The 18,703-nt window shown below is 65.9% G+C and carries 20 protein-coding genes and 1 pseudogene; 18 read left to right on the top strand and 3 right to left on the bottom strand.

From position 1 onward, the window contains the following. Positions 1-452: 452 nt before the first annotated feature. From NRY95_00255 to NRY95_00265, 3 genes are all read left to right on the top strand, one after another. Complete coding sequence (locus NRY95_00255) at positions 453-803, top strand: type I toxin-antitoxin system SymE family toxin (GenBank protein UYC16457.1); 351 nt, start codon at positions 453-455, stop codon at positions 801-803. 215 nt (positions 804-1,018) lie between these two features. After that, on the top strand, positions 1,019-1,354 hold the full coding sequence (locus NRY95_00260) for an Imm10 family immunity protein (protein ID UYC16458.1): 336 nt from the start codon (positions 1,019-1,021) through the stop codon (positions 1,352-1,354). Between the two features lie 37 nt (positions 1,355-1,391). Then, positions 1,392-1,682, top strand: a complete 291-nt coding sequence (locus NRY95_00265) for a hypothetical protein (GenBank protein ID UYC16459.1) — start codon at positions 1,392-1,394, stop codon at positions 1,680-1,682. A 106-nt stretch (positions 1,683-1,788) separates the two neighbouring features. Here NRY95_00265 and NRY95_00270 read toward each other — a convergent pair whose 3' ends face one another. After that, the gene (locus NRY95_00270) at positions 1,789-2,286 is read right to left on the bottom strand and encodes a Dabb family protein (GenBank protein ID UYC16460.1); all 498 of its coding nucleotides are present in this window, start codon (positions 2,284-2,286) and stop codon (positions 1,789-1,791) included. A gap of 86 nt (positions 2,287-2,372) precedes the next feature. On the opposite strand from NRY95_00270, the gene NRY95_00275 reads away from it, so the two are divergent. The 6 genes from NRY95_00275 (at position 2,373) to NRY95_00300 (ending at position 7,550) form a co-directional block, all read left to right on the top strand. Beyond that, on the top strand, positions 2,373-2,618 hold the full coding sequence (locus NRY95_00275; protein ID UYC16461.1) for a hypothetical protein: 246 nt from the start codon (positions 2,373-2,375) through the stop codon (positions 2,616-2,618). Positions 2,619-2,734: 116 nt separating this feature from the next. Then, positions 2,735-3,133 carry a DUF4431 domain-containing protein gene (locus NRY95_00280; GenBank protein UYC16462.1) on the top strand — a complete coding sequence of 133 codons (399 nt, stop codon included), beginning with the start codon at positions 2,735-2,737 and terminating at the stop codon, positions 3,131-3,133. A gap of 505 nt (positions 3,134-3,638) precedes the next feature. Next, positions 3,639-3,971 (top strand): hypothetical protein, encoded by a 333-nt coding sequence (locus NRY95_00285; GenBank protein ID UYC16463.1) that lies wholly within the window; start codon positions 3,639-3,641, stop codon positions 3,969-3,971. Between the two features lie 118 nt (positions 3,972-4,089). Then, positions 4,090-4,422, top strand: a complete 333-nt coding sequence (locus NRY95_00290) for a hypothetical protein (GenBank protein UYC16464.1) — start codon at positions 4,090-4,092, stop codon at positions 4,420-4,422. A gap of 185 nt (positions 4,423-4,607) precedes the next feature. Then, a complete protein-coding gene (locus tag NRY95_00295) occupies positions 4,608-5,819 on the top strand; it encodes an IS4 family transposase (protein UYC16465.1) in 1,212 nt (403 codons plus the stop codon). A gap of 156 nt (positions 5,820-5,975) precedes the next feature. Then, entirely contained in the window at positions 5,976-7,550 is a 1,575-nt protein-coding gene (locus tag NRY95_00300; GenBank protein ID UYC16466.1) for a glycosyltransferase family 39 protein, read from the top strand. A 200-nt stretch (positions 7,551-7,750) separates the two neighbouring features. Here NRY95_00300 and NRY95_00305 read toward each other — a convergent pair whose 3' ends face one another. Together NRY95_00305 and NRY95_00310 are read right to left on the bottom strand one after the other, a co-directional pair. Beyond that, entirely contained in the window at positions 7,751-8,308 is a 558-nt protein-coding gene (locus NRY95_00305) for an MFS transporter (protein ID UYC16467.1), read from the bottom strand. A gap of 104 nt (positions 8,309-8,412) precedes the next feature. Then, positions 8,413-8,613, bottom strand: a pseudogene (locus tag NRY95_00310) (IS4 family transposase). A 443-nt stretch (positions 8,614-9,056) separates the two neighbouring features. Between NRY95_00310 and NRY95_00315 the strand changes: the two are divergent. From NRY95_00315 to NRY95_00355, 9 genes are all read left to right on the top strand, one after another. Then, positions 9,057-9,452, top strand: a complete 396-nt coding sequence (locus NRY95_00315; protein UYC16468.1) for a hypothetical protein — start codon at positions 9,057-9,059, stop codon at positions 9,450-9,452. Between the two features lie 113 nt (positions 9,453-9,565). Beyond that, positions 9,566-10,102, top strand: a complete 537-nt coding sequence (locus tag NRY95_00320; GenBank protein ID UYC16469.1) for a hypothetical protein — start codon at positions 9,566-9,568, stop codon at positions 10,100-10,102. 279 nt (positions 10,103-10,381) lie between these two features. Beyond that, the gene (locus NRY95_00325) at positions 10,382-10,693 is read left to right on the top strand and encodes a hypothetical protein (GenBank protein ID UYC16470.1); all 312 of its coding nucleotides are present in this window, start codon (positions 10,382-10,384) and stop codon (positions 10,691-10,693) included. A gap of 80 nt (positions 10,694-10,773) precedes the next feature. After that, positions 10,774-11,178: a hypothetical protein gene (locus tag NRY95_00330; GenBank protein ID UYC16471.1), complete on the top strand. Its 405-nt coding sequence runs from the start codon at positions 10,774-10,776 to the stop codon at positions 11,176-11,178. 208 nt (positions 11,179-11,386) lie between these two features. Then, on the top strand, positions 11,387-13,783 hold the full coding sequence (locus tag NRY95_00335) for a TonB-dependent receptor (GenBank protein ID UYC16472.1): 2,397 nt from the start codon (positions 11,387-11,389) through the stop codon (positions 13,781-13,783). A gap of 466 nt (positions 13,784-14,249) precedes the next feature. Continuing rightward, positions 14,250-16,505 carry a TonB-dependent receptor gene (locus tag NRY95_00340; protein ID UYC16473.1) on the top strand — a complete coding sequence of 752 codons (2,256 nt, stop codon included), beginning with the start codon at positions 14,250-14,252 and terminating at the stop codon, positions 16,503-16,505. 6 nt (positions 16,506-16,511) lie between these two features. After that, entirely contained in the window at positions 16,512-16,808 is a 297-nt protein-coding gene (locus NRY95_00345) for a hypothetical protein (protein ID UYC16474.1), read from the top strand. After that, on the top strand, positions 16,798-17,070 hold the full coding sequence (locus NRY95_00350; protein ID UYC16475.1) for a hypothetical protein: 273 nt from the start codon (positions 16,798-16,800) through the stop codon (positions 17,068-17,070). The genes NRY95_00345 and NRY95_00350 overlap by 11 nt, the downstream gene beginning before the upstream one ends. After that, positions 17,067-18,614, top strand: a complete 1,548-nt coding sequence (locus NRY95_00355) for a PepSY domain-containing protein (protein ID UYC16476.1) — start codon at positions 17,067-17,069, stop codon at positions 18,612-18,614. The genes NRY95_00350 and NRY95_00355 overlap by 4 nt, the downstream gene beginning before the upstream one ends. Positions 18,615-18,703 lie beyond the last annotated feature (89 nt).

Here is an 18,703-nt window from a genome sequence, read left to right on the forward strand (position 1 = left end):
CTCCTAAGTTGGATCGCGATAACGATGGTGTTGGGTGCGAGTGATATCCAGAGGCTTGAGTACAACAAACCGACCAAGCTGATGTCGCTTCGTTACATGGCTTAATTTGCATGTCTGATATGAGGCGGAAAGAAGTCTGCGATAACAGGATCGAGTTCACTTTTAATCCTGCGATTTCGCCACGTTCATCAGTTGACAATCGAAAAAATCAGTAGCAATCTATTCCCCAAGGAGCGTAGAAACTCCTCTAAGAGCGGTACCCACCTCCGACAAACCGGTGGGTTTTTTGTGCCTGTTTCTCAGGTACAAACCGACGCGATGCCTACGTCGGGAGGGCGGCTAATACAACACCCTTCGGGGAAATACGCCCGCCGTCTCTTAGCGGTTTCTAACCTCCCGACATCCCGTCGCCGGTCGGCGGCGGGCTTCTGGCCGTCAAGGAGGGCTTCGCCATGCATCCACCGTCATCCCGTCCTGCTCCTGCGCGCAAGCGTGCCACGCGCAAGGCCACCCGTTGCCCAAACTGGACCATCGTCGAGTCCGAGCTCATCCCCATGCTGACACCCGAACAGATCGCCGCGGCCGATGCCGCCGATCTCGCCCGCCAGCAACGCGCCCCGCGCCGCACGCGCCCGCCGCAGCACTGCACCGTCGGCTGCGGCCATGCCGCCAACGGCAAGCGCATGCCCGCCTTGCGCCTGGCCGGCCGCTGGATGGAGGAACTGGGCTTCGCCATCGGCAAGAAGTTGCACGTGCGCGTGCGCGACGGCGAACTGGTGGTAAGCCTGTCCGCGGAGGACTGACTCGGGCATCCTGCACCTGCTGCGCCACTGCTCGGCCGGCTGCACCGGCCGCGTACGGCGGCAGCGCTTCATCGACCTGACTGCTCGGAATCGCGCGTCACCAAGCTTCCGTGCACAGGTCCGGTCATTCAATTAAGGGAGCAGGCATCGGAATGTCATCGTTCTTACTTCATGCTGGAAGCGTCGCGGTAGGACACCCAGAGGGAGAGTGCCATTTGGTCGGCTTCGCCGACCAAATGTTCGATACCACAACCTATCTCGTCCTCCAGCGCGCATTCGCGTTCGACGAACAGGACGTGGCATTGGGGATGGACACCTATCATGTCGAATGGTCCGGTCAGGAAACCTCGGGCTATGGTGGCATCTCCCAGTTCCTGCTCAGCCGTAGCCATGCGCGGATCACGTTCGCTCCAGATTCGCCAATGGCAAGGGGCGGCGTGGCGCTTCTCACCATCGTGTTCCAGTTGGTACCTTCGGAGTACCTGGCATTGCAGGATGCCCTTCACCACATCTTCCAGGGGAGCGATTGCCACTTTGTGGCCGACACTTAAAGCGTCACAATCAAACAGTCAGTCCAGGGTTAACCCAATGAGCACTCCCCACAAGATCATTTTGCACTCGCTGCACGGCTATCGAACCGATCTCGAGCCGTTGGTTGCCGACTGGATTCGAGAGGGGATTAAGTACGTCGGTGTTGTAGGTGTAGACGCCGCGCGGATTGAGGAAGCGATCGATGATCTGTGCACGGGCGACGGCTCAACCCCCTACTTCATGCTTACCGCCTCTCATGGCCAAGGCGAGACTCTCGCTGATGCCGTCCTCCTTGCTGAGCAATTGTCGGATGGCTTCGACGGTCCTCTAAGCGTGGTCGAATTCTGAGACACTTATGCAGAAAATGCTGGTATCGGGGAAGCCGGGCAGCACATTGGGCTGATTGACGGCTTTCAAAGGATGGGGTCAGAGTGCACTTCTAGTCACAAATGCGTTACGGCGCGGCGGCCTTGACGTCATACACGACCACGCGCTGCCACAGGTGCTCGCAATCGGCGACGAACTGCTTGTGAATGGGATGGACCTGATAGGCGTTCTGTCCGGCCACATCGTCGAAGAACAGGAGTTCCGAGGCGCTGTAGCTGCCATCGACGACGCCACGCTGCTCGGTCTCCGCCGGCACGCCGATGTGGATGCCGCGCACGGTGTCGATGCCGGCCAACGTTCGCAAACCGGCCAGCAGCTTGGCTAGATCCTCTTTGGAATCCGGATGCTTAAGCCAGAAGAACACATGGTGCACGACCGGCGGGAACGCTGCCTTGTTGGCTGACGTGGCCGTGGCCGCGCGGGAGCCGGCGGCAACCACGCCGGCAGCCAAAGCGGTGGCGGCAACGATGAGATCTCGGCGTGTGCGATCGGTCATGATCAGGCCCTTCAGTTCATAGTCTGCGGGCCTGCGAGTATAGGACGGCAAGAACGTGGTCAGGTTCACTTGAGAGGAAGTCAGCCTGACCCCGCTTTTGTGCGTCTATCCTTGACGGCCCTCGGCTGGTCGAGGATCGCTCCAATCAATCGTCCATGAGCACCTTCCAATTCCAACCACGCTGGAAAGAAGAACTGGTCTGCACCGGCCCGGGCGGCGCGTTCGTGCTGGACTTCACGATGGGCGTGCCGACCGTGTTCGCGCCCACCGAACACGCCTGGGCGCAGAGCGCGCCGGCGTGGGCGCAAGCGCTATGGCCGGTGTTCAAGGCCGAGCTGGAGGCCTGGTGCCAGGCGCATGACGTGCAGTTCTTCCTGGACGGAACGGCGAAGTGCTACTGAACGGCGGCCGGAAGCGCCGATAGCAGGGTCCAGATCAGAAGCAACGCAGCAAGCGGACGTTGGCGGCTTGGTATCCTGGCTTGCCACTGCGGCCAAGTTACTAAGCGCGCACACTCATGCTTCGACATTTCACTTGTCTGTTTGCCTTGCTCCTCGCGGCATCCACTGCTGCGAATGCCCAGTGCCTGCCAGGCCAGCCTTCGGTGGTTCGGCTCACAGGCGTACTTGAGCGCGTCACGTTTGCAGGCCCGCCCAACTACGAGAGCATCCAGAGCGGCGACGCACCCGAAACCTATTTCGTCCTGCGACTGCCGGCGCCGGTATGCGTGCTCGATTCAGATCAAAGCGCAATCTCGGCCAACCGCCTGCAACTGCTCCTGGAGCCGGGGCAATACAATCTATTCCGGCCTAAGCTCGGCAAGCGCATTACACTGCCTGGCGAACTGTGGCCGGCTGAAACCGGTCACCACCACACGCCGCTGATGTTCACGCCGGATCGTGGGAAGACGGGCTAACGATCCGTCCAAGCCGATGCTCGTTTGCCGGTAACGGAGTAAAAGGGCAATCTGACTCCGGTTTCGGGGGTACGAACCGCTTGGCGGAACTTCGTTTCCGGCAACGGCGGGTAACGCAGTCTTCCTGCAGATCCTACAAAGTCGCGGATGGATCAAAACGGCCGGCGTATCGATCTCGTCTACACCAACCCAGATGATCCCCCACTCCCACCAAGCTTTACGCTCAGAGGCTCAGTGGGAATACGAGGCTGACCGTGCGCGGCAACATACGAGTGCAAGCTGGATTGCGGTCAATGGCACCATTACTGGCCCGCGGGAAGTTCCCCGACGTGGGGGCAGATGCCTAGCGTTCCCTTCAAGCCGGCGATGCCGGCTACCAGCTCAATTGGATGGCTACCCCTCAACGACATCAGGACAGGAGAGCCTTGTTGCGACGCCTCTACAAATCCAGCAAAGTGGCGTGGAACCTGCCTCGGTATCGACCCACCCAAGGATGGCGAATGCCATGTTGGATCTACGCAAAGTTGCAGATAGCTTCTCGTGGCCCGTCTACTGCCGCAGCTATCTCACCACTCTGGGCGGCTTGTTGATCGGGCTATGCTGTCTGATCGCAGGACGCGAGTCCGTTGGCGTTAGCGCGCATTCCCCAGCGTGGCAACTTGGGTTCGGACTCGCCCTCCTGGTTGGAGTCTTGCTTATCCTCGTTGGGCTCGTGGGAAAGTCGCGCACGATCGAAAAGTGGGCTGATTCATGGTCGAGGCATGAGATCGCCTTTGCGATCATGCTGCTGGCCTTGCCACTGTACTTCGTGCTCGCCACTTTCTACCGACGCCGCTAAGCCTCGCTCAGCCGTCTTGGCAGGTACCCTTCAAGATGCTTCGTCGAATAGGCGGCCAGCAGCGTTTCCTGGCGTGGTCGCTTCGCAACACGATGGTCTACTCATGTATGGACAGAAAATGAAATTACGTCCCCTGGACAAGCGGCAAGAAAAGCATCTGCTGGCCTCGATGCTGGCCAGCATGAACGAGCCGATAGACAACCGTTGGCAATCGATGTTCAAGAGGGAGGTGATTGGCTTGACGATTCCATTCCTCGTAGTTGTGATTGCTTTGGGCGTCCTTCGTGCCAACTCCCTGCTCACTCTGTTCACGACGACTGGCGCCCTCGTCGTCGGGTTGGCTATTGGTTTTGGCCAGTGGCGCATGAGCGCGGCTCGGCATTGGCCCGCGGTGGCCCGTTGCTTGGACCGAAACAAGATCGAGCAGCGGTTGCGCGAACTGGATGGCTGACAGAAGGAATATGGGGTCAGAGTGCGACCGTCTCCTCTCTATGCGCGCTTTTGAAAGTGCACTCTGACCCTGAGGTTTCCCCAGCTTTAGTTCTTAGCAATCAAGAGTTTGCAGCGGCTTTGGTTTGCAAAAGCGCGCGCATGGCGCGATCTTCGCGGTTACCACACCAATGAGGATCGCAGACCATGCGCGCGAGCCAAGTATTGCAAAGATGCCTGGAGTCGGCACTGTCGCCGATGCATGCACTACGCCGGCAGACGCTGCTGCTGGCGGTCGAGTCGCTGCTGGCGGGTCGCCGCCTGGTGCTGATCGATCTGGCCCGCAGCTGGTTGGACGCCGAACGTATCCGTGCGCCGCTGAAGCGACTGGATCGGTTGCTGAGCAACCCACGCCTGCACGTCGAACGTGAGCGCCTGTATGGCGGCATGGTGCGCTGGCTGGTGCGCTCGCCCACGCCGGTGATCGCGGTCGATGGGTGCCGCTTGAAGGGCGATGGCCGCTGGCATCTGTTGCGCGCCGCGGTGCCAGTCGGCGGACGAACCTTGACGTTGCTGGAGCAGGTGTTCCCGGAACGGGAACTGGCGTCGCCAAAGGCAGCGCGTCGCTTCCTTGAACGCCTCAAAACACTGTTGCCCGAGCACAGCCGTCCGATCCTGATCACCGACGCAGGCTTCCGGGCGCCGTGGTGCCGGACGGTGGAGCGGCTGGGATGGCAGTGGATCACGCGCCTGCGGCATCGCACCCAGGTCAAACCTATCGAGATCCCCGACCAGGCCGATCAGTGGGTACCGTGTCGCGCTCTGTACGCGTTGACCCTGACGGGCAAGTCACGCGATCTGGGCGTGTTCGACATGGTGCGCAACGAGCCGATTCAGGCGCGCCTGGTCCTGCATGCGGATAGGCCGCGGGGACGGCGGCACACGACGCTCAAGGGCGAGCGCCGCCGCGGCAAGCAAAGCCGGCAGCATGCACAGCGCGAGGCCGAACCCTGGTTGTTGATGGCGTGCAAGGAGATGGCTCACGTCAGCGCCGGGCAGGTGGTGGCGATCTATCGTCGGCGGATGCAGATCGAACTCGGGTTCCGCGATCTGAAATCGCATCGCTACGGCCAGGCCTTCGAGGACAGCCTGACCCGCAAGCGCGAGCGGATCGAGACGGTGTTGCTGCTGCACGCATTGGCGATGTTCGTGTCCTGGCTGGCAGGCATGGCGGCCGAAGCGATCGAGGCACAGGACAAGCTCAACCCTTACCCGACCGCACGCAGGCTCTACTGCCTAGTGCGATTGGGTCAGGAAGCCTTACAGCGAGGATGGTTGGAACGACCGCTCCACGCCATGCTTCACGCGCTACGTCAGCTGTCACCGGAGGCCAGTCAGAACATGCGGTTCGTAACATGAAAAAGTGGGGAAACCTCAGCCTCTGGCCCCTTTCTCTGGCACGGCCGTCCCTGCAGGCCCGCGGTTGGTCCCCAACCCGCGGGGAATGGTCACATTCGGCTTGCCCGGCGGGGGAGCTGCGCGAACACTCTGCCGCATCCCGGCCGATGCCCTGCCATGAACGCTTCCCTGCCTTCTCTCTACTCTGCCCCTGACGCCGCCCATCGGCCGGCGGCCGCCCCGGCCGGCGGACACGGCCGCCGCTCCGGCCTGGCGCTGCTGCTCGTGCTGGCGCTCGTGCGTTTCGTGGCGCATCTGTGGCTCAACGGCGCCTACGGCTTCCACCGCGACGAACTGCAGGTGCTGGACGATGCCCGCCACCTGGACTGGGGTTATGTGCCCTATCCGCCCCTGGTGCCGTGGCTGGCGCGGCTGGAACTGGCGCTGTTCGGCACGTCGCTCACCGGCTTTCGCGTGGTCGCCGCGCTGTCCCAGTGCGGCGCCATGGTGCTGGCGGGGCTGATCGCGGGGGAACTCGGGGGCCGCCGCTTCGCCCAGGTCTGCGCGGCACTGGCCGTGGCGTGCATGCCGTTCGGGCTGGTCAACAGCAGCATCCTCATGTACTGCGGCCCCGATCTGCTGTGGGTGGTGGCGGCCGCGTGGCTGGTCCTGCGCCTGGCCAATGGCGGCGATCTGCGCCTGTGGCTGGCGCTCGGGGCGGTCTTCGGGCTTGGCCTGATGACGCGCTACACCATCGTGTTCTGGGCCGTGGGGCTGGGCGTTGGTGTGCTGGCCGGACCGCTGCGCGCGCAGCTGCGCACGCGCTGGCCCTGGCTGGGCGTGGGCGTGGCCTTCATGATCTTCCTGCCGAACCTGCTCTGGCAGATCCGGCACGACTTCATCTACCTGGACTTCGTCGCCCATATCCACGCACGCGACGTGGCCATCGGCCGCACGGACCTGTTCTTTCCCGAGCAGTTGTACGCCAACGCGAGCGCATTGACGCTACCTGTCTGGCTGGCGGGACTGGGTTTCGTGTCGCTGGCTACTTCGATGCGCCGTTACCGCGTGCTGGCCTGGATGTACGCGGTGCCGCTGCTGCTGTTCGCGCTCTCGCGCGGGCGCGGCTACTACATGGCGCCGGGCTATCCGATGCTGCTGGCGGCCGGCTATGTGGCCGTCGAGCACTGCTGCACCCGCCTGCCGGGGCGCCGCGCGCGCTGGCTGCGCCTCGCGCTGGCGGGCCTGCTGGCGGTCGGCCTGCCGCTGGGCGCGGCGCTGCATCTGCCGATCGCGCCGATCCATTCCCCGCTCTGGCAGCTGGCCCGGCGTCTGCACGGCGACTATGCCGAGCAGGTGGGTTGGCAGGAACTGGCACAACGCGTGGCGTCGATCTACCGCGCGCTGCCCGAAGCCGAGCGTGCCAACACGGCCATCCTGGCCAACAACTACGGGGAGGCCGGCGCGATGGCGCTGTACGGCCCGGCGCTCGGCTTGCCGCCGGTGATCAGCCGGACGAACTCGGCCTGGTATCGCGGCTATGGCGAGCGGCCGCCGAAGGTGATCATCGAACTTGGCACTACCGCCGAGGACGAGCGCGGCAGCGTCGCCAAGTGCGTCTCGCACGGTCTCTTCCGCAACCGCGAGGGCGTGGCCAACGAGGAATCGGCGAACGGCTATGAGATCTTCGTCTGCCGCGACATCCCGCCGCTGTGGCCGCAGATCTGGGGCGTCGAACCCCGCTTCGGCTGAACGGCGCGGGCGCCTCGCACCGGCGCGTGGCCTGGCTCAGGCCGGCATGACGGACGTTATCGGTCGGGAGGTGCGCTTATCGGGCCAAGAACGAAGGCGTGGACAACGCTGTTTTTCGCACCTCGGATAACACCTCGCCGACACGCGTCAGGACGTTCTGCGAGCAGAGCCTGAGGCCGGTACAGCTGCAGATCATTTGCTCACCACTGCGTTTTCTCTGGACGGCGGCCCACGCCCGACGCCGCAGGGTATTGAATACGGATGATCGCTCTCAATCCATCAACGTCATTCAATCTTCTGATCGGCGGGGTCTGGTGGCTGGCTGCCAGTCCGCTTGGGGGAAGATCCGGGACCATCGAGCCCACGTGCCTGAGCATATGCGCCAAGAATCGCGGCGGCGAACCCGAAACGGCACCAACGCCGAGCGCCCAGCGCGGCCCGAAAGCGTTCGCCAGCCACCCCACGATCGGGGCGCCGATCGGCGTGCCCCCAAGCGCGATGCCGACACGCAGCGCCATCACCCGCCCCCGCATGGTGGGCTCCGTGGAAAGCTGCATCAAGCTGTTCGTTGTGTTGGTAAAGGTCAGGGCGGCAACGCCGAGAACCACCAGCGCAATGGCGAACAGCCAGGAGCTCGGGGCGAGCGCGGCGAAGGTGCAGCCGAGCCCGAACACCCCGGCGCCAACCAGCAGCAAGCCGAAGCGTGGCCTGTCGCGGCCGGCGCTCAGCAGCGCGCCCGCCATCGTCCCGATCGCCATGATCGATGACAGCAGACCATATCCGCGATCACCGGCGTGGGCGAGCGCACCAGCCAGCGCACCATGCCGCCATACAGGCGCTCACGTTCGGCGTGCAAGCGTGGGTTGCTCAGCAACCGATCCAGTCGCTTCAGCGGCGCACGGATACGTTCGGCGTCCAACCAGCTGCGGGCCAGATCGATCAGCACCAGGCGGCGACCCGCCAGCAGCGACTCGACCGCCAGCAGCAGCGTCTGCCGGCGTAGTGCATGCATCGGCGACAGTGCCGACTCCAGGCATCTTTGCAATACTTGGCTCGCGCGCATGGTCTGCGATCCTCATTGGTGTGGTAACCGCGAAGATCGCGCCATGCGCGCGCTTTTGCAAACCAAAGCCGCTGCAAACTCTTGATTGCTAAGAATTAAAGCTGGGGAAACCTGAGCCTCTGGCCTCTTTGGAGAACCCCCTTTGGAGAACAGGCCATTGCGGCAGGTGGCCGCGTCCGCGTCGTCCGGCGCAGCATGCGCCATCGCCGATATCGTCAGCAGGGCGAGCAGACAGCCCTGTGCATCTGGATCACTCCACGGGCGGGCCGGTGTTGTGGGCCAAGGGCGGTGCACTATCATGGAGGAAGCAGATGCCAGTCGGTGCTGCGGTCACCGCGGAGGTGCACGCTGCGGGCTGGTCGACGGCGCCGAGGATGTGAGCGATGTTGTAAGCGGTGCGGCCTCGGGCCGCCGAATCACGCATTCGAACCGGAGTCAGGCCCATGAGCGCCTCCCAGCCCATCCACGCCCTTACCGTGATCTACGCCAGGAACATCGAGCGGGTCGCCGACTTCTACAGGAACACGCTTTCGCTCGCGCTTGTGGAGCAGGGCGACGCGTTCGTGGTGGTGGGAAACCCCCATTTCGAGATCGCGGTGGTCCGGATGGCGGGCGACAAGGCGCCCGCCTCCGGACCCGGGTCCTTCCACGTCAGAACCGAGACTCCACTCAAGGGCTCGTTCCTGGTGGAGAGCCTGGAGCATGCCCGCTCCGCCGCCGAGGCCTCGGGCGGCGCCTTCAAGCCGCTCGCGTCGGCGTGGCGCTGGCGCGAGCAACTCCACCTGGACGGGCATGATCCGGAAGGCAATGTGGTGCAGGTGCGTGCCCGCGCGACCTGACGATTTTGCTAGGCCAACGCCGCTTCGCGGTGGGCGGTGGCATCATTGGACGAATCCGTTCGTACCAGGCTGCTTCGCGGTCGACCTTGCCGCCGGGCATCGATCAGGGACAAATGATGGCGGTACTCCTTCTCCCGTTCATGGCATTGGCGGCGGTCGGGCTGCTCCTGAGCATCGGCGTTCACATCGCGTCCTTGCTCGGACTCCAGATCCCGGGCGGCGAGTTGGTGTGGTCGCTGCACCTCGGCATCTTCGTGGTGTGGCTTCCCGCGGTGCTGGTCGCCACTCGCGCCAATCGGGGAAGGCCGCATGGCGACTACTGGAAGACGGTATTGTCCGGTTGCCCGCCATGGATGCGTTATGCGGGCTACGCCTTGTTCGCTTACGCCATCGCCAATTTTCTCTGGTTCATGGCGACCAACGGATCGCAGCCTCATCCCAAGAGCGATGGGGGTGCTTCCATCATCCGCGGATTCTCCGGGCATTGGCTGGTCTTCTATGCTGCGGCTTTCGCGATTCTCTATTCGGCATACCGCAATCCACGCCTGTTGCGGCGGCACAGATGCCCTGACGGCCACGAAGTCTCGGGCGGCGACACCTTCTGCGCCAGCTGCGGCAAAAGGATTCGGCCGCCTGCGGCCGAAGATTGATGCAACGCAATGGCGAAGCCAGATCCCGGGCTGATGCCGATGCTACGCGGCCCGGCAGATTTGGAACACATAAGCGGGAATCGTATGCGACGCGTCGTTCTGTTGGCGGGAACGCCGAGCTCGATCCTCGGTGTCCTCGTGACCGGTCCCATTCTGCGCATGCTCGGAATTTCCGTAACGGGCGCCGGCGCGAAGACGCGTTAGGTCGAAAGGGCATTCACGCCCATCGTGTGCTGCAGATACCCTTGAATCAGAAGCTCACTGCCCTAGGCTCGATCCATGCGCATCTATCCTGACGACGAAAGACCAATCCCTCCCGATTGGACATGGGTGTCTTGGCCTGACGAGGCGATCGCGCTTCTGCAGCCAGACGTCGTCGCCGCAATCAGCCTCGACCACGATCCCGGCGACGGCCAGCGGGAGCGGGGCACGGGGTACGACATCGTCGCCAGGATCGAGGACGCCGTCGTCACACGCGGCTTCGTGCCGCCGGCACTCCGCGTGCACTCCGCGAACCCGGCCGCCCGCAAGCGGATGGAGGCGGGCATCGCGGCCATCCAGCGGCATGTCGCGAGGCGCACCGGCGCGTGAGGCCGTCGCTCGCTGGCAACGCGCAGCGGTCATGCGGCTCCCGTATCCTTGCCCGCCTCTGACGTCCACGGATACACCCCATGTCGCTGCGCACCGTGTTCTTGTTCGCCTGCCTGTCGCTCGGCGCGGCGCCATTGGCGCAGGCGCAGCCACACTGCCTGCCCTATGGTCCGATCAAGGTCACGCTGTCCGGCAAGTTGGAGCGGCATGCGGGGGCAGAGCCGGCCGGTGCAGCGGCGGACGCTGGCAGCGAGGTACTGATGCTGCCTGCGCCGGTGTGCGTGGCGGCGACGCCCGCCGGACAGGCGCCGCGCCATGAGGATGTGCGCCGCCTGCGCCTGGCGGTGACCAAGGACCAGGCCGCGCACCTGGAGGAAGAAGGCGCCGGGCAGATCGTGCGCGTCACCGGCATGCTGTCGGAGGTGGCGGGGAGTGAAGGCTCACCCAACCTGCTATTGACGGTGATCGGGATCGATAGCGACTGACGCGGCGCCGTACGCGCCGAGGCCGCAGGCGCAGGCCAGCCGGCTGGCGAAGACCGAGCTGCCAGTGCGTGCGATCACGCGCATGCCGGCCATGCCACGGGCTTGCAACATCGATGACATATCGTGCCGCGCTACGCCATCTCATGGCGCGCCGTCGCGAGCTGCTGCGCAAGCCGAACGGAATCGTCATTCAGCCAAAGGAATCGCCATGTTGCTGCATCCCGATCTTTCCGCGTGCCGCTCGGCCGCGCGTTCGTCGCGCCTGTCCGCTGCCCCGGTCCGCAACCGCCTGGCCCAGGCCTGCGCCGGCCTGCTGTTGGCGTCGATCGTCACCGCGGCCGCTGCGCAGGATATGGCGCCGTCGCTGGCCGGTAGCGAGCAGCAGGCCACGCGCGGCACCGCGACCGGCGATGCGGCGACCGCGCTGGACACCATCACCGTCACCGCCGAGCACCGCGAGCAGAACCTGCAGGACGTGCCGGTGTCGGTGGGCGTGGTGCAGGGCGATGCGATGCGCACCTACACCGCCGGCGGCGACGACACGCTGCTGGCGCTGTCCGGCCGGGTGCCCAGCTTCTACGCCGAGACCACCACCGGCCGCATCTTCCCGCGCTTCTACATCCGCGGCCTGGGCAACATCGATTTCTATCTCGGCGCCTCGCAGCCGGTGTCGATCATCCAGGACGAGGTGGTGCTGGAGCACGTGGTGCTGAAGTCCAACCCGGTCTACGACCTGGACCAGGTGGAAGTGCTGCGTGGTCCGCAGGGCTCGCTGTTCGGCCGCAACACCACCGCCGGCATCGTCAAGTTCGACAGCATCAAGCCCAGCGACGACTACAGCGGCCGGCTCAGCGCCAGCTACGGCAGCTACGGCACCACCTCGCTCGACGGCGGTTTCGGCGGCCCGATCAACGACGTGCTGTCGTTCCGCCTGTCGGCGCTGTACCAGCACCGCGACGATTGGGTGGACAACACCTACAGCGGCCCCAGCGCCGACGGCACGGTGACGCCGAAGAAGGACGCGATGGGCGGCTACGACGACCGCAACGCGCGCCTGCAGCTGCTGCTCAAGCCGAGCGAGGACTTCTCGCTGCTGGCCTCGGCGCATACCCGCGACTACGACGGCACCTCCACGCTGTTCCTGCGCAATGCGATCACCAAGGGTTCGGACAAGGTCGATGTGCCGCGCGACCAGGTCGCCTACGACGAGGCGCACGACAATCCGCAGGCGTACAAGACCCACGGCGGCTCGCTCAAGGCGGTGTACGACGTCGGCGGCGTGTCGCTGACCTCGATCAGCGCCTACGAGACCACCTCCGGCTACAGCCGCGGCGACACCGACGGCGGCGCGGCGGCGAACTATCCGGTCAACGGCGTGGCCAACGGCTACGGCCAGTCGATGGGCCAGGTGCGCGACCTGGACCAGTACACGCAGGAGCTGCGCCTGGCCAGCGAAGGCGACGCGGCGCTGCAGTGGCAGGCCGGCGCGTTCTACTTCGACTGCAAGGACACCACCGATTTCTACCAGCGCGCGTACTTCCTGCAGACCGCGGCGCACAATCCGAACAACTGGGTGCGCCTGCGCAACAGCAATACCTCGTGGGCCGGTTTCGGCCAGTTGACCTACAAGGCCACCGACGCGCTGACCCTGACCGCCGGCGTGCGCCAGACCCGCGACAGCAAGGAAACCAGGCTGCTCAAGACCGCCGACACCGCGGCCGGCGTGGTCACCTACCGCGGCCGCCGCGACGTGCGCATGGCCGACACCCAGCCGAGCTGGGACCTGAGCGCGATGTACGCGATCGACGACAACGTCAGCGTGTATGCGAAGGTCGCCCGCGGCTTCCGCGGCCCGACCATCCAGGGCCGCTCGGCGGTGTTCAACTCCGACTTCACCACCGCCGATTCGGAGACGATCCTGTCCTGGGAAGCGGGCATCAAGAGCAGCCTGTTCGACAACCGCCTGCGCCTGAACGTCACCGGCTTCACCTACACGGTCGACGACATCCAGCTCAACGGCAACGACTCCAACGGCAACGGCGTGCTGTTCAATGCCGACAAGGCCAAGGCCTACGGCCTGGAAGCCGATCTGGACTGGCGCCCGATCCCGAACCTGTCGCTGAGCGCCGGCCTGAGCCTGCTGCACAGCGAGATCCAGGACAAGCGTGTGTACGCGCAGGTGTGCGCGCTGAACGGCGTGGTGGTGTGTACGGTGAACGATCCGACGATCAAGGTCGGCGCCAACACCTTCGCCCAGATCGACGGCAATCCGCTGCCGAACGCGCCGACCTACAACGTCAACCTGGCCGCGCGCTACGACATCCCAGTCGCCGACGGCGGCGCGTTCTTCGTCGCCACCGACTGGAACAGGCAGGGCAAGACCAGCTTCGTGCTGTACGACTCTGCCGAGTTCAATTCCAAGGGCAACTTCGAAGGCGGCCTGAAGCTGGGCTACAGCGGCGACTACGGCGCGTGGGAAGTGGCGGCGTTCGCGCGCAACATCACCAACGAGAAGAACCTCAAGGGCGTGATCGAGAACTACATGGCGGCGGTGTACAACGAGCCGCGCATCGTCGGTGTGTCGGTCGACGTGCACTGGCATTGATCGCGCCGCGCTGAGGTCTGCGCAGGCTCCGGCATGGGCCTGTTGGCGCTCTTGGGCGAGCCACGCCCAAGAGCGCTGGGCAGCTGTCAGCCGCGCCCAATCCTATTGTGGGAGCGACTTCAGGGCACCTCTAATAACCCCAAAAACTCGACCAAAGCACTCGCAAGTCATTGATGCGCATAGTGCGAAATTTTTAGAATCGAGTTTATTAGAGGTGCCCTTCAGTCGCGACAGGCTCTACAGGGAAAGCCCGTCGCGACCGAAGTCGCTCCCACAACAGCGGGCTGTTGCCAGGATGTGCCGCGACCTGCCACTCCTCATCCTCCTGTAGCCGCCGTCTTCACGCTCTGTTAAAGTCCGCGCCCAGCGCTGCCGGGTCCGGCAGCCAGGCACAGCCGTCGCCATGCCTCCGTCCGATTTCTTTCACGGAGCGATGCGCGTGCGCGTCAATTTGCTGCCTTTGTCTGTGTCCGTTGCCGCCGTCCTGGCCCTGCATGCCCCAGCGCCCGCGCTGGCGGCGGAGGCCGACGCGGTCGATCCCATCACCCTGGACCGCGTCGTCGTCACCGGCGAGAAGCGCGCGCGCACCTTGCAGGACACCAGCACCAGCGTGGCGGTGACCACCCAGGCGCGGATCGAGCAGGAGAACCTGCAGAACCTCTACGAGGTGTTCAACCGTACCGCCAACGTGGCGCAGACCTACGGCGATACCGGCTTCACCATCCGCGGCATCCGCGAGATCGACGGCGGCGGCGATGCGCCGCTGACCACCATCTACCTGGACGGCGCGGCGCTGCCGCAGAATGCGATCAGCTCGGCGCCGCTGAGCCTGTGGGACCTGCAGCAGGTGGAGATCCTGCGCGGGCCGCAGTCCACGCTGCAGGGCGAGAACGCGCTGGCCGGCGCGGTGATCCTGCGTACCGCCGAGCCGACCATGGACTGGGAGGGCAAGCTGCGGGTGCTGGCCTCCGATCCGTCCGACCGCACCCTGGCCGCGGCGTTCGGCGGTCCGCTGGTGGCCGACGAGCTGGCGTTCCGCGCTTCGGTCGAGCAGCGCAGTTTCGATGGCTACAGCTGGAACGCCACGCGCCAGGCCTCCGACGATGCGCTGCACGCGCTGACCTACCGCGGCAAGCTGTTGTGGACGCCGTCGGCGATCGAAGGCCTGCGCGTCCAGCTCGGCTACACCAAGGCGCACCGCAGCGGTCCCTACCTGTACGTGTACGTGCCCACCGACGAAGCGGACTACTTCAAGCGCCGCGTCAACTACGACAACACCCCGAACCGCAACGTCACCGACAGCGACATCGCCAACCTCAACGTCGATTACGCGATCGATGCGGCCTGGTCGCTGTCGGCGGTGACGGCATGGAACAAGGTGGACATGGACAGCATCTGGGACGGCGACCGCAGCGCCGCCCAGGTCGCCTATGCCACGCGCCTGGCCACCACCCGCACCACCTCGCAGGAAGTGCGCCTGAACTACGACGGCCAGGCGCTGGACGGCCTGTTTGGGTTGTACTGGGCCAAGCACGACACGCAGAACGACGTGGTCAACCGCCTGAACGTCAACACCCCGCTTGCCACCATCACCCGCCTGCTGGCCGGCGCCGGCTTCCCGGCCGCCACTGCCGCGGCGATCTCGGCCGCCTACGGCCAGGCGCTGCCAGTGATCCCGGTGCTGTACGTCAGCGATGCGCCGACCACCTCGGAGAACCGCGCGCTGTTCGCCGACGGGCAGTGGCATGTGGGTGGCGGCTTCTCGCTGATCGGCGGCTTCCGCTACGACCGCCAGCGCTACGAGATGGCCTCCAGCACCACCGCGACCTTCGTCGGCAGCTATCCGGGCGCGGCCAGTTTCGCCAGCCCCGGCACGGCGCTGTACCAGGCGATCACCGCGATCAACGCGGGCGTGGCCGGCATCGTCGATGCGGCCAGCGGCGAGGTGCCGGACAACACGCGCGACTTCAGCGCGTTCCTGCCCAAGCTGGGCGCGCGCTACGAATGGAGCCCGGACCTGGCCGCCAGCCTGGTGGTGCAGCGCGGCTACCGCTCCGGCGGCTCCAGCTTCAACACCGCGCGCAGCCAGGCCTTCGCCTACGACCCGGAATACACCTGGAACTACGAGGCGGCGCTGCGCTCGCAGTGGCTGGACGGGCGCCTGAGCGTCAACGCCAACGCCTACTACATCGACTGGAAGGACAAGCAGGTCTTCGCCTTCTTCGGCCTCAACGACTACGACTACAACACCGTCAACGCCGGCCGCGCGCATCTGTACGGCTTCGAGCTGGAGCTCAGCCACCGCCTCGGCGAGGGCTTCGACTGGTATGCGTCGCTGGGCCATTCGCGCACCCGCTTCGACGACTTCAAGACCGTGGCCGACGCCGAGATCACCGACTATGCCGGCCGCGAGTTCGCCTACGCGCCGCGCTGGACCGCCGCGCTCGGCGGCAACTGGCGCTTCGGCGCCGGCTGGGTCGCCAACCTCAACGCCAACTTCCGCGACAAGGTCTACACCGACATCGGCACCGACGCGCCGCAGCTGGCTTCGCGCACGCTGCTCAACGCCAAGTTCGGTTACGAGAACCTGGACTGGAGCGCGTGGGTGTTCGCCAACAACCTGCTCGACAGGCAGTACATCCAGTACCGCTGGTCGGACCAGCCGGTCGCCATCCTCGGCGCGCCGCGGGTGGTCGGCATCGGCTTCGAGGCGCGCTGGTAACCGGCGATGGCCATGCATGCGTTGACCACCGCCCTGTACCTGCTCGCCGCACCGCTGGCGGCGCTGGCGTTCTACCTGGCCACCGCGCACCAGCGCCTGCGCCCGGGCTGGCGCCGGCATGCGCGCGCACTGCGCGTGGCCGGTGCGGGGTCGAGCGTGCTGGCGCTGGCCGCGGCGATCGCCGCGCTCGGGGTGTGGGCCGGCACGTTCGCGGCGCTGGCCGCGCTGATGCTCGCCGCGGTCGCGCTGCCGTACCTGGATGCCTGGCGGCACCTGCGTGGAGAGCGTGCCGATGTGGGCTAGGTGGCTGGCGGCGATCGTGCTCGGCCTGCCGTTGGCGGTGGGCGTGGTCGGGCTGTGCGTGCTGCTGTGGCCGGGTGCGTTGCAGGTGCATACGCTGCCCTGGCTGCTGCTGGTGTTCCCGCTGTGGATCGGCGCGATGTCGCTGGCATTCGTGTTCCGCAGCGGCGCGCGCGCCTGGCTGTGGCTGGGTGCGGCCACGCTGCTGTGCCACGCTGCGTTGTATGCGTTGAAGGCCGCCGGCCTGGTGCAGGTGACGCCATGAAGGCGGCGACGCTGCGCCAGTTCCTGTCGGCCCACAGCTGGATGGGCCTGCTCGCCGGCATGGCCTTGTTCATCGCCTTCTACGCCGGCGCGATCACCGTGTTCACCCACGCGCTCAACGACTGGCCGCGCGCGGCGGCGGTCGCCGCCCCGGCGACGCAGACGCCGGAACAGGCGGCGCAGGCCCTGCAGGATGCGGTGCTGGCGCGGCATCCGGCGCTGGCCGAGTCGTTCTCGCTGATGCTGCCGGGGGAACACGGCGCGTTGCCGCGGCTGTATGCGTTCGGGTCGGCGGCGCAGCCGTTCGGCGGGGCGGTGCAGTTCCAACTCGGTGCGGACGGGCGACTGGTGCAGCTGCCGCAGCGCAGCGGCTTTGCCGATTTCCTGTACGACCTGCATTTCACCGCCGGGCTGCCGCGTACCTTCGGCACCTACCTGTTCGGCGTGGTCTGCATCCTGTATGGGTTGGCCCTGGTCAGCGGTGTGGTGCTGTATGCGCCGGTGTTCCTGAAGGACCTGTTCGCGTTGCGCCCGGGACGCAACGTGAAGCGCCTGTGGCAGGACGCGCACAACGCGATCGGCATGCTGTCGCTGCCGTTCCACGTGATCTTCGCCTGGTCCGGCGCGGTGCTGACCCTGGGCGTGCTGCTGCTGGCGCCGTTCCAGTACCTGGTGTTCGACGGCAAGCTGATGCAGGTGCTGGCGCCGGATTTCGAACTGACCCCGCATGTGCAGCCGGCGCAGGTGAAGGCGCCGCCGTTGCCGGTGGCCGACCTGCTGGCGCGCGCACGCGCGGCCAGCCCCGGCTTCGAGCCGGAGAGCCTGTCCTTCCACGACGCCGGCGACGCCAATGCGCGCGTGGAGGTCTATGGCCATCAGCCGCAGCGCCGGCTCAACACGCTCGCCGGCGTGGCCATGGAGGCGGCCACCGGCAAGGTGCTGCGGGTGCTGGCGCCGCAAAGCATGTCGCCCGGCGTGGCCGCGTTGCGCGGGCTGCAGTCGCTGCACTTCGCCAACTACGGCGGGGCGCCGCTGCAGTGGCTGTATTTCCTGCTCGGGCTGGGCGGCGCGTTCCTGTTCTACAGCGGCAACCTGTTGTGGGTGGAAGCGCGGCGCAAGCGGCGCCAGCCGGCGCAGCCGTGGCGCACGCACGCGATGGCGCGGCTCACGGTCGGCATCTGCCTGGGTTGCGTGGCGGGCGTGTCGGCGCTGTTCGTCGCCGCGCGCCTGCTGCCGCCGGGGCAGGAGCGCTACGCGTACTACGCCGTGTTCGGCCTGAGCGTGGCGTGGGCGCTGTTGCGTCCCACCGCGCGCGGCGCGTACGAACTGCTGCTGGCCTGCGCCGTGCTCACCGCGCTGGTGCCGCTGGCCGCGCTGCGCGGCATCGGCGGCTGGGTGGCGCCGTGGAGCAGCGCGCTGCTGTTGTCGGTGGATGGGTGCGCGCTGGCGTTGGCCTGGGCGTACTGGCAGATGGCGCGCGCGACCCATCGTCGCGGCCGCAACGGCGATCCCAACAGCGTCTGGGCGCTGCCAGCGAAGACCTGAGCGCTGCACTACGGCGGACGGGCGAGCCGCCGCGGCAACCGGCGGTTCGCGCTGTCGCGTGCCAGCCGCGGTGCGTCCACATTGCATTC

This window comes from Xanthomonas campestris pv. phormiicola, from assembly GCA_025666215.1.
Taxonomy (GTDB): domain Bacteria; phylum Pseudomonadota; class Gammaproteobacteria; order Xanthomonadales; family Xanthomonadaceae; genus Xanthomonas_A; species Xanthomonas_A campestris_A.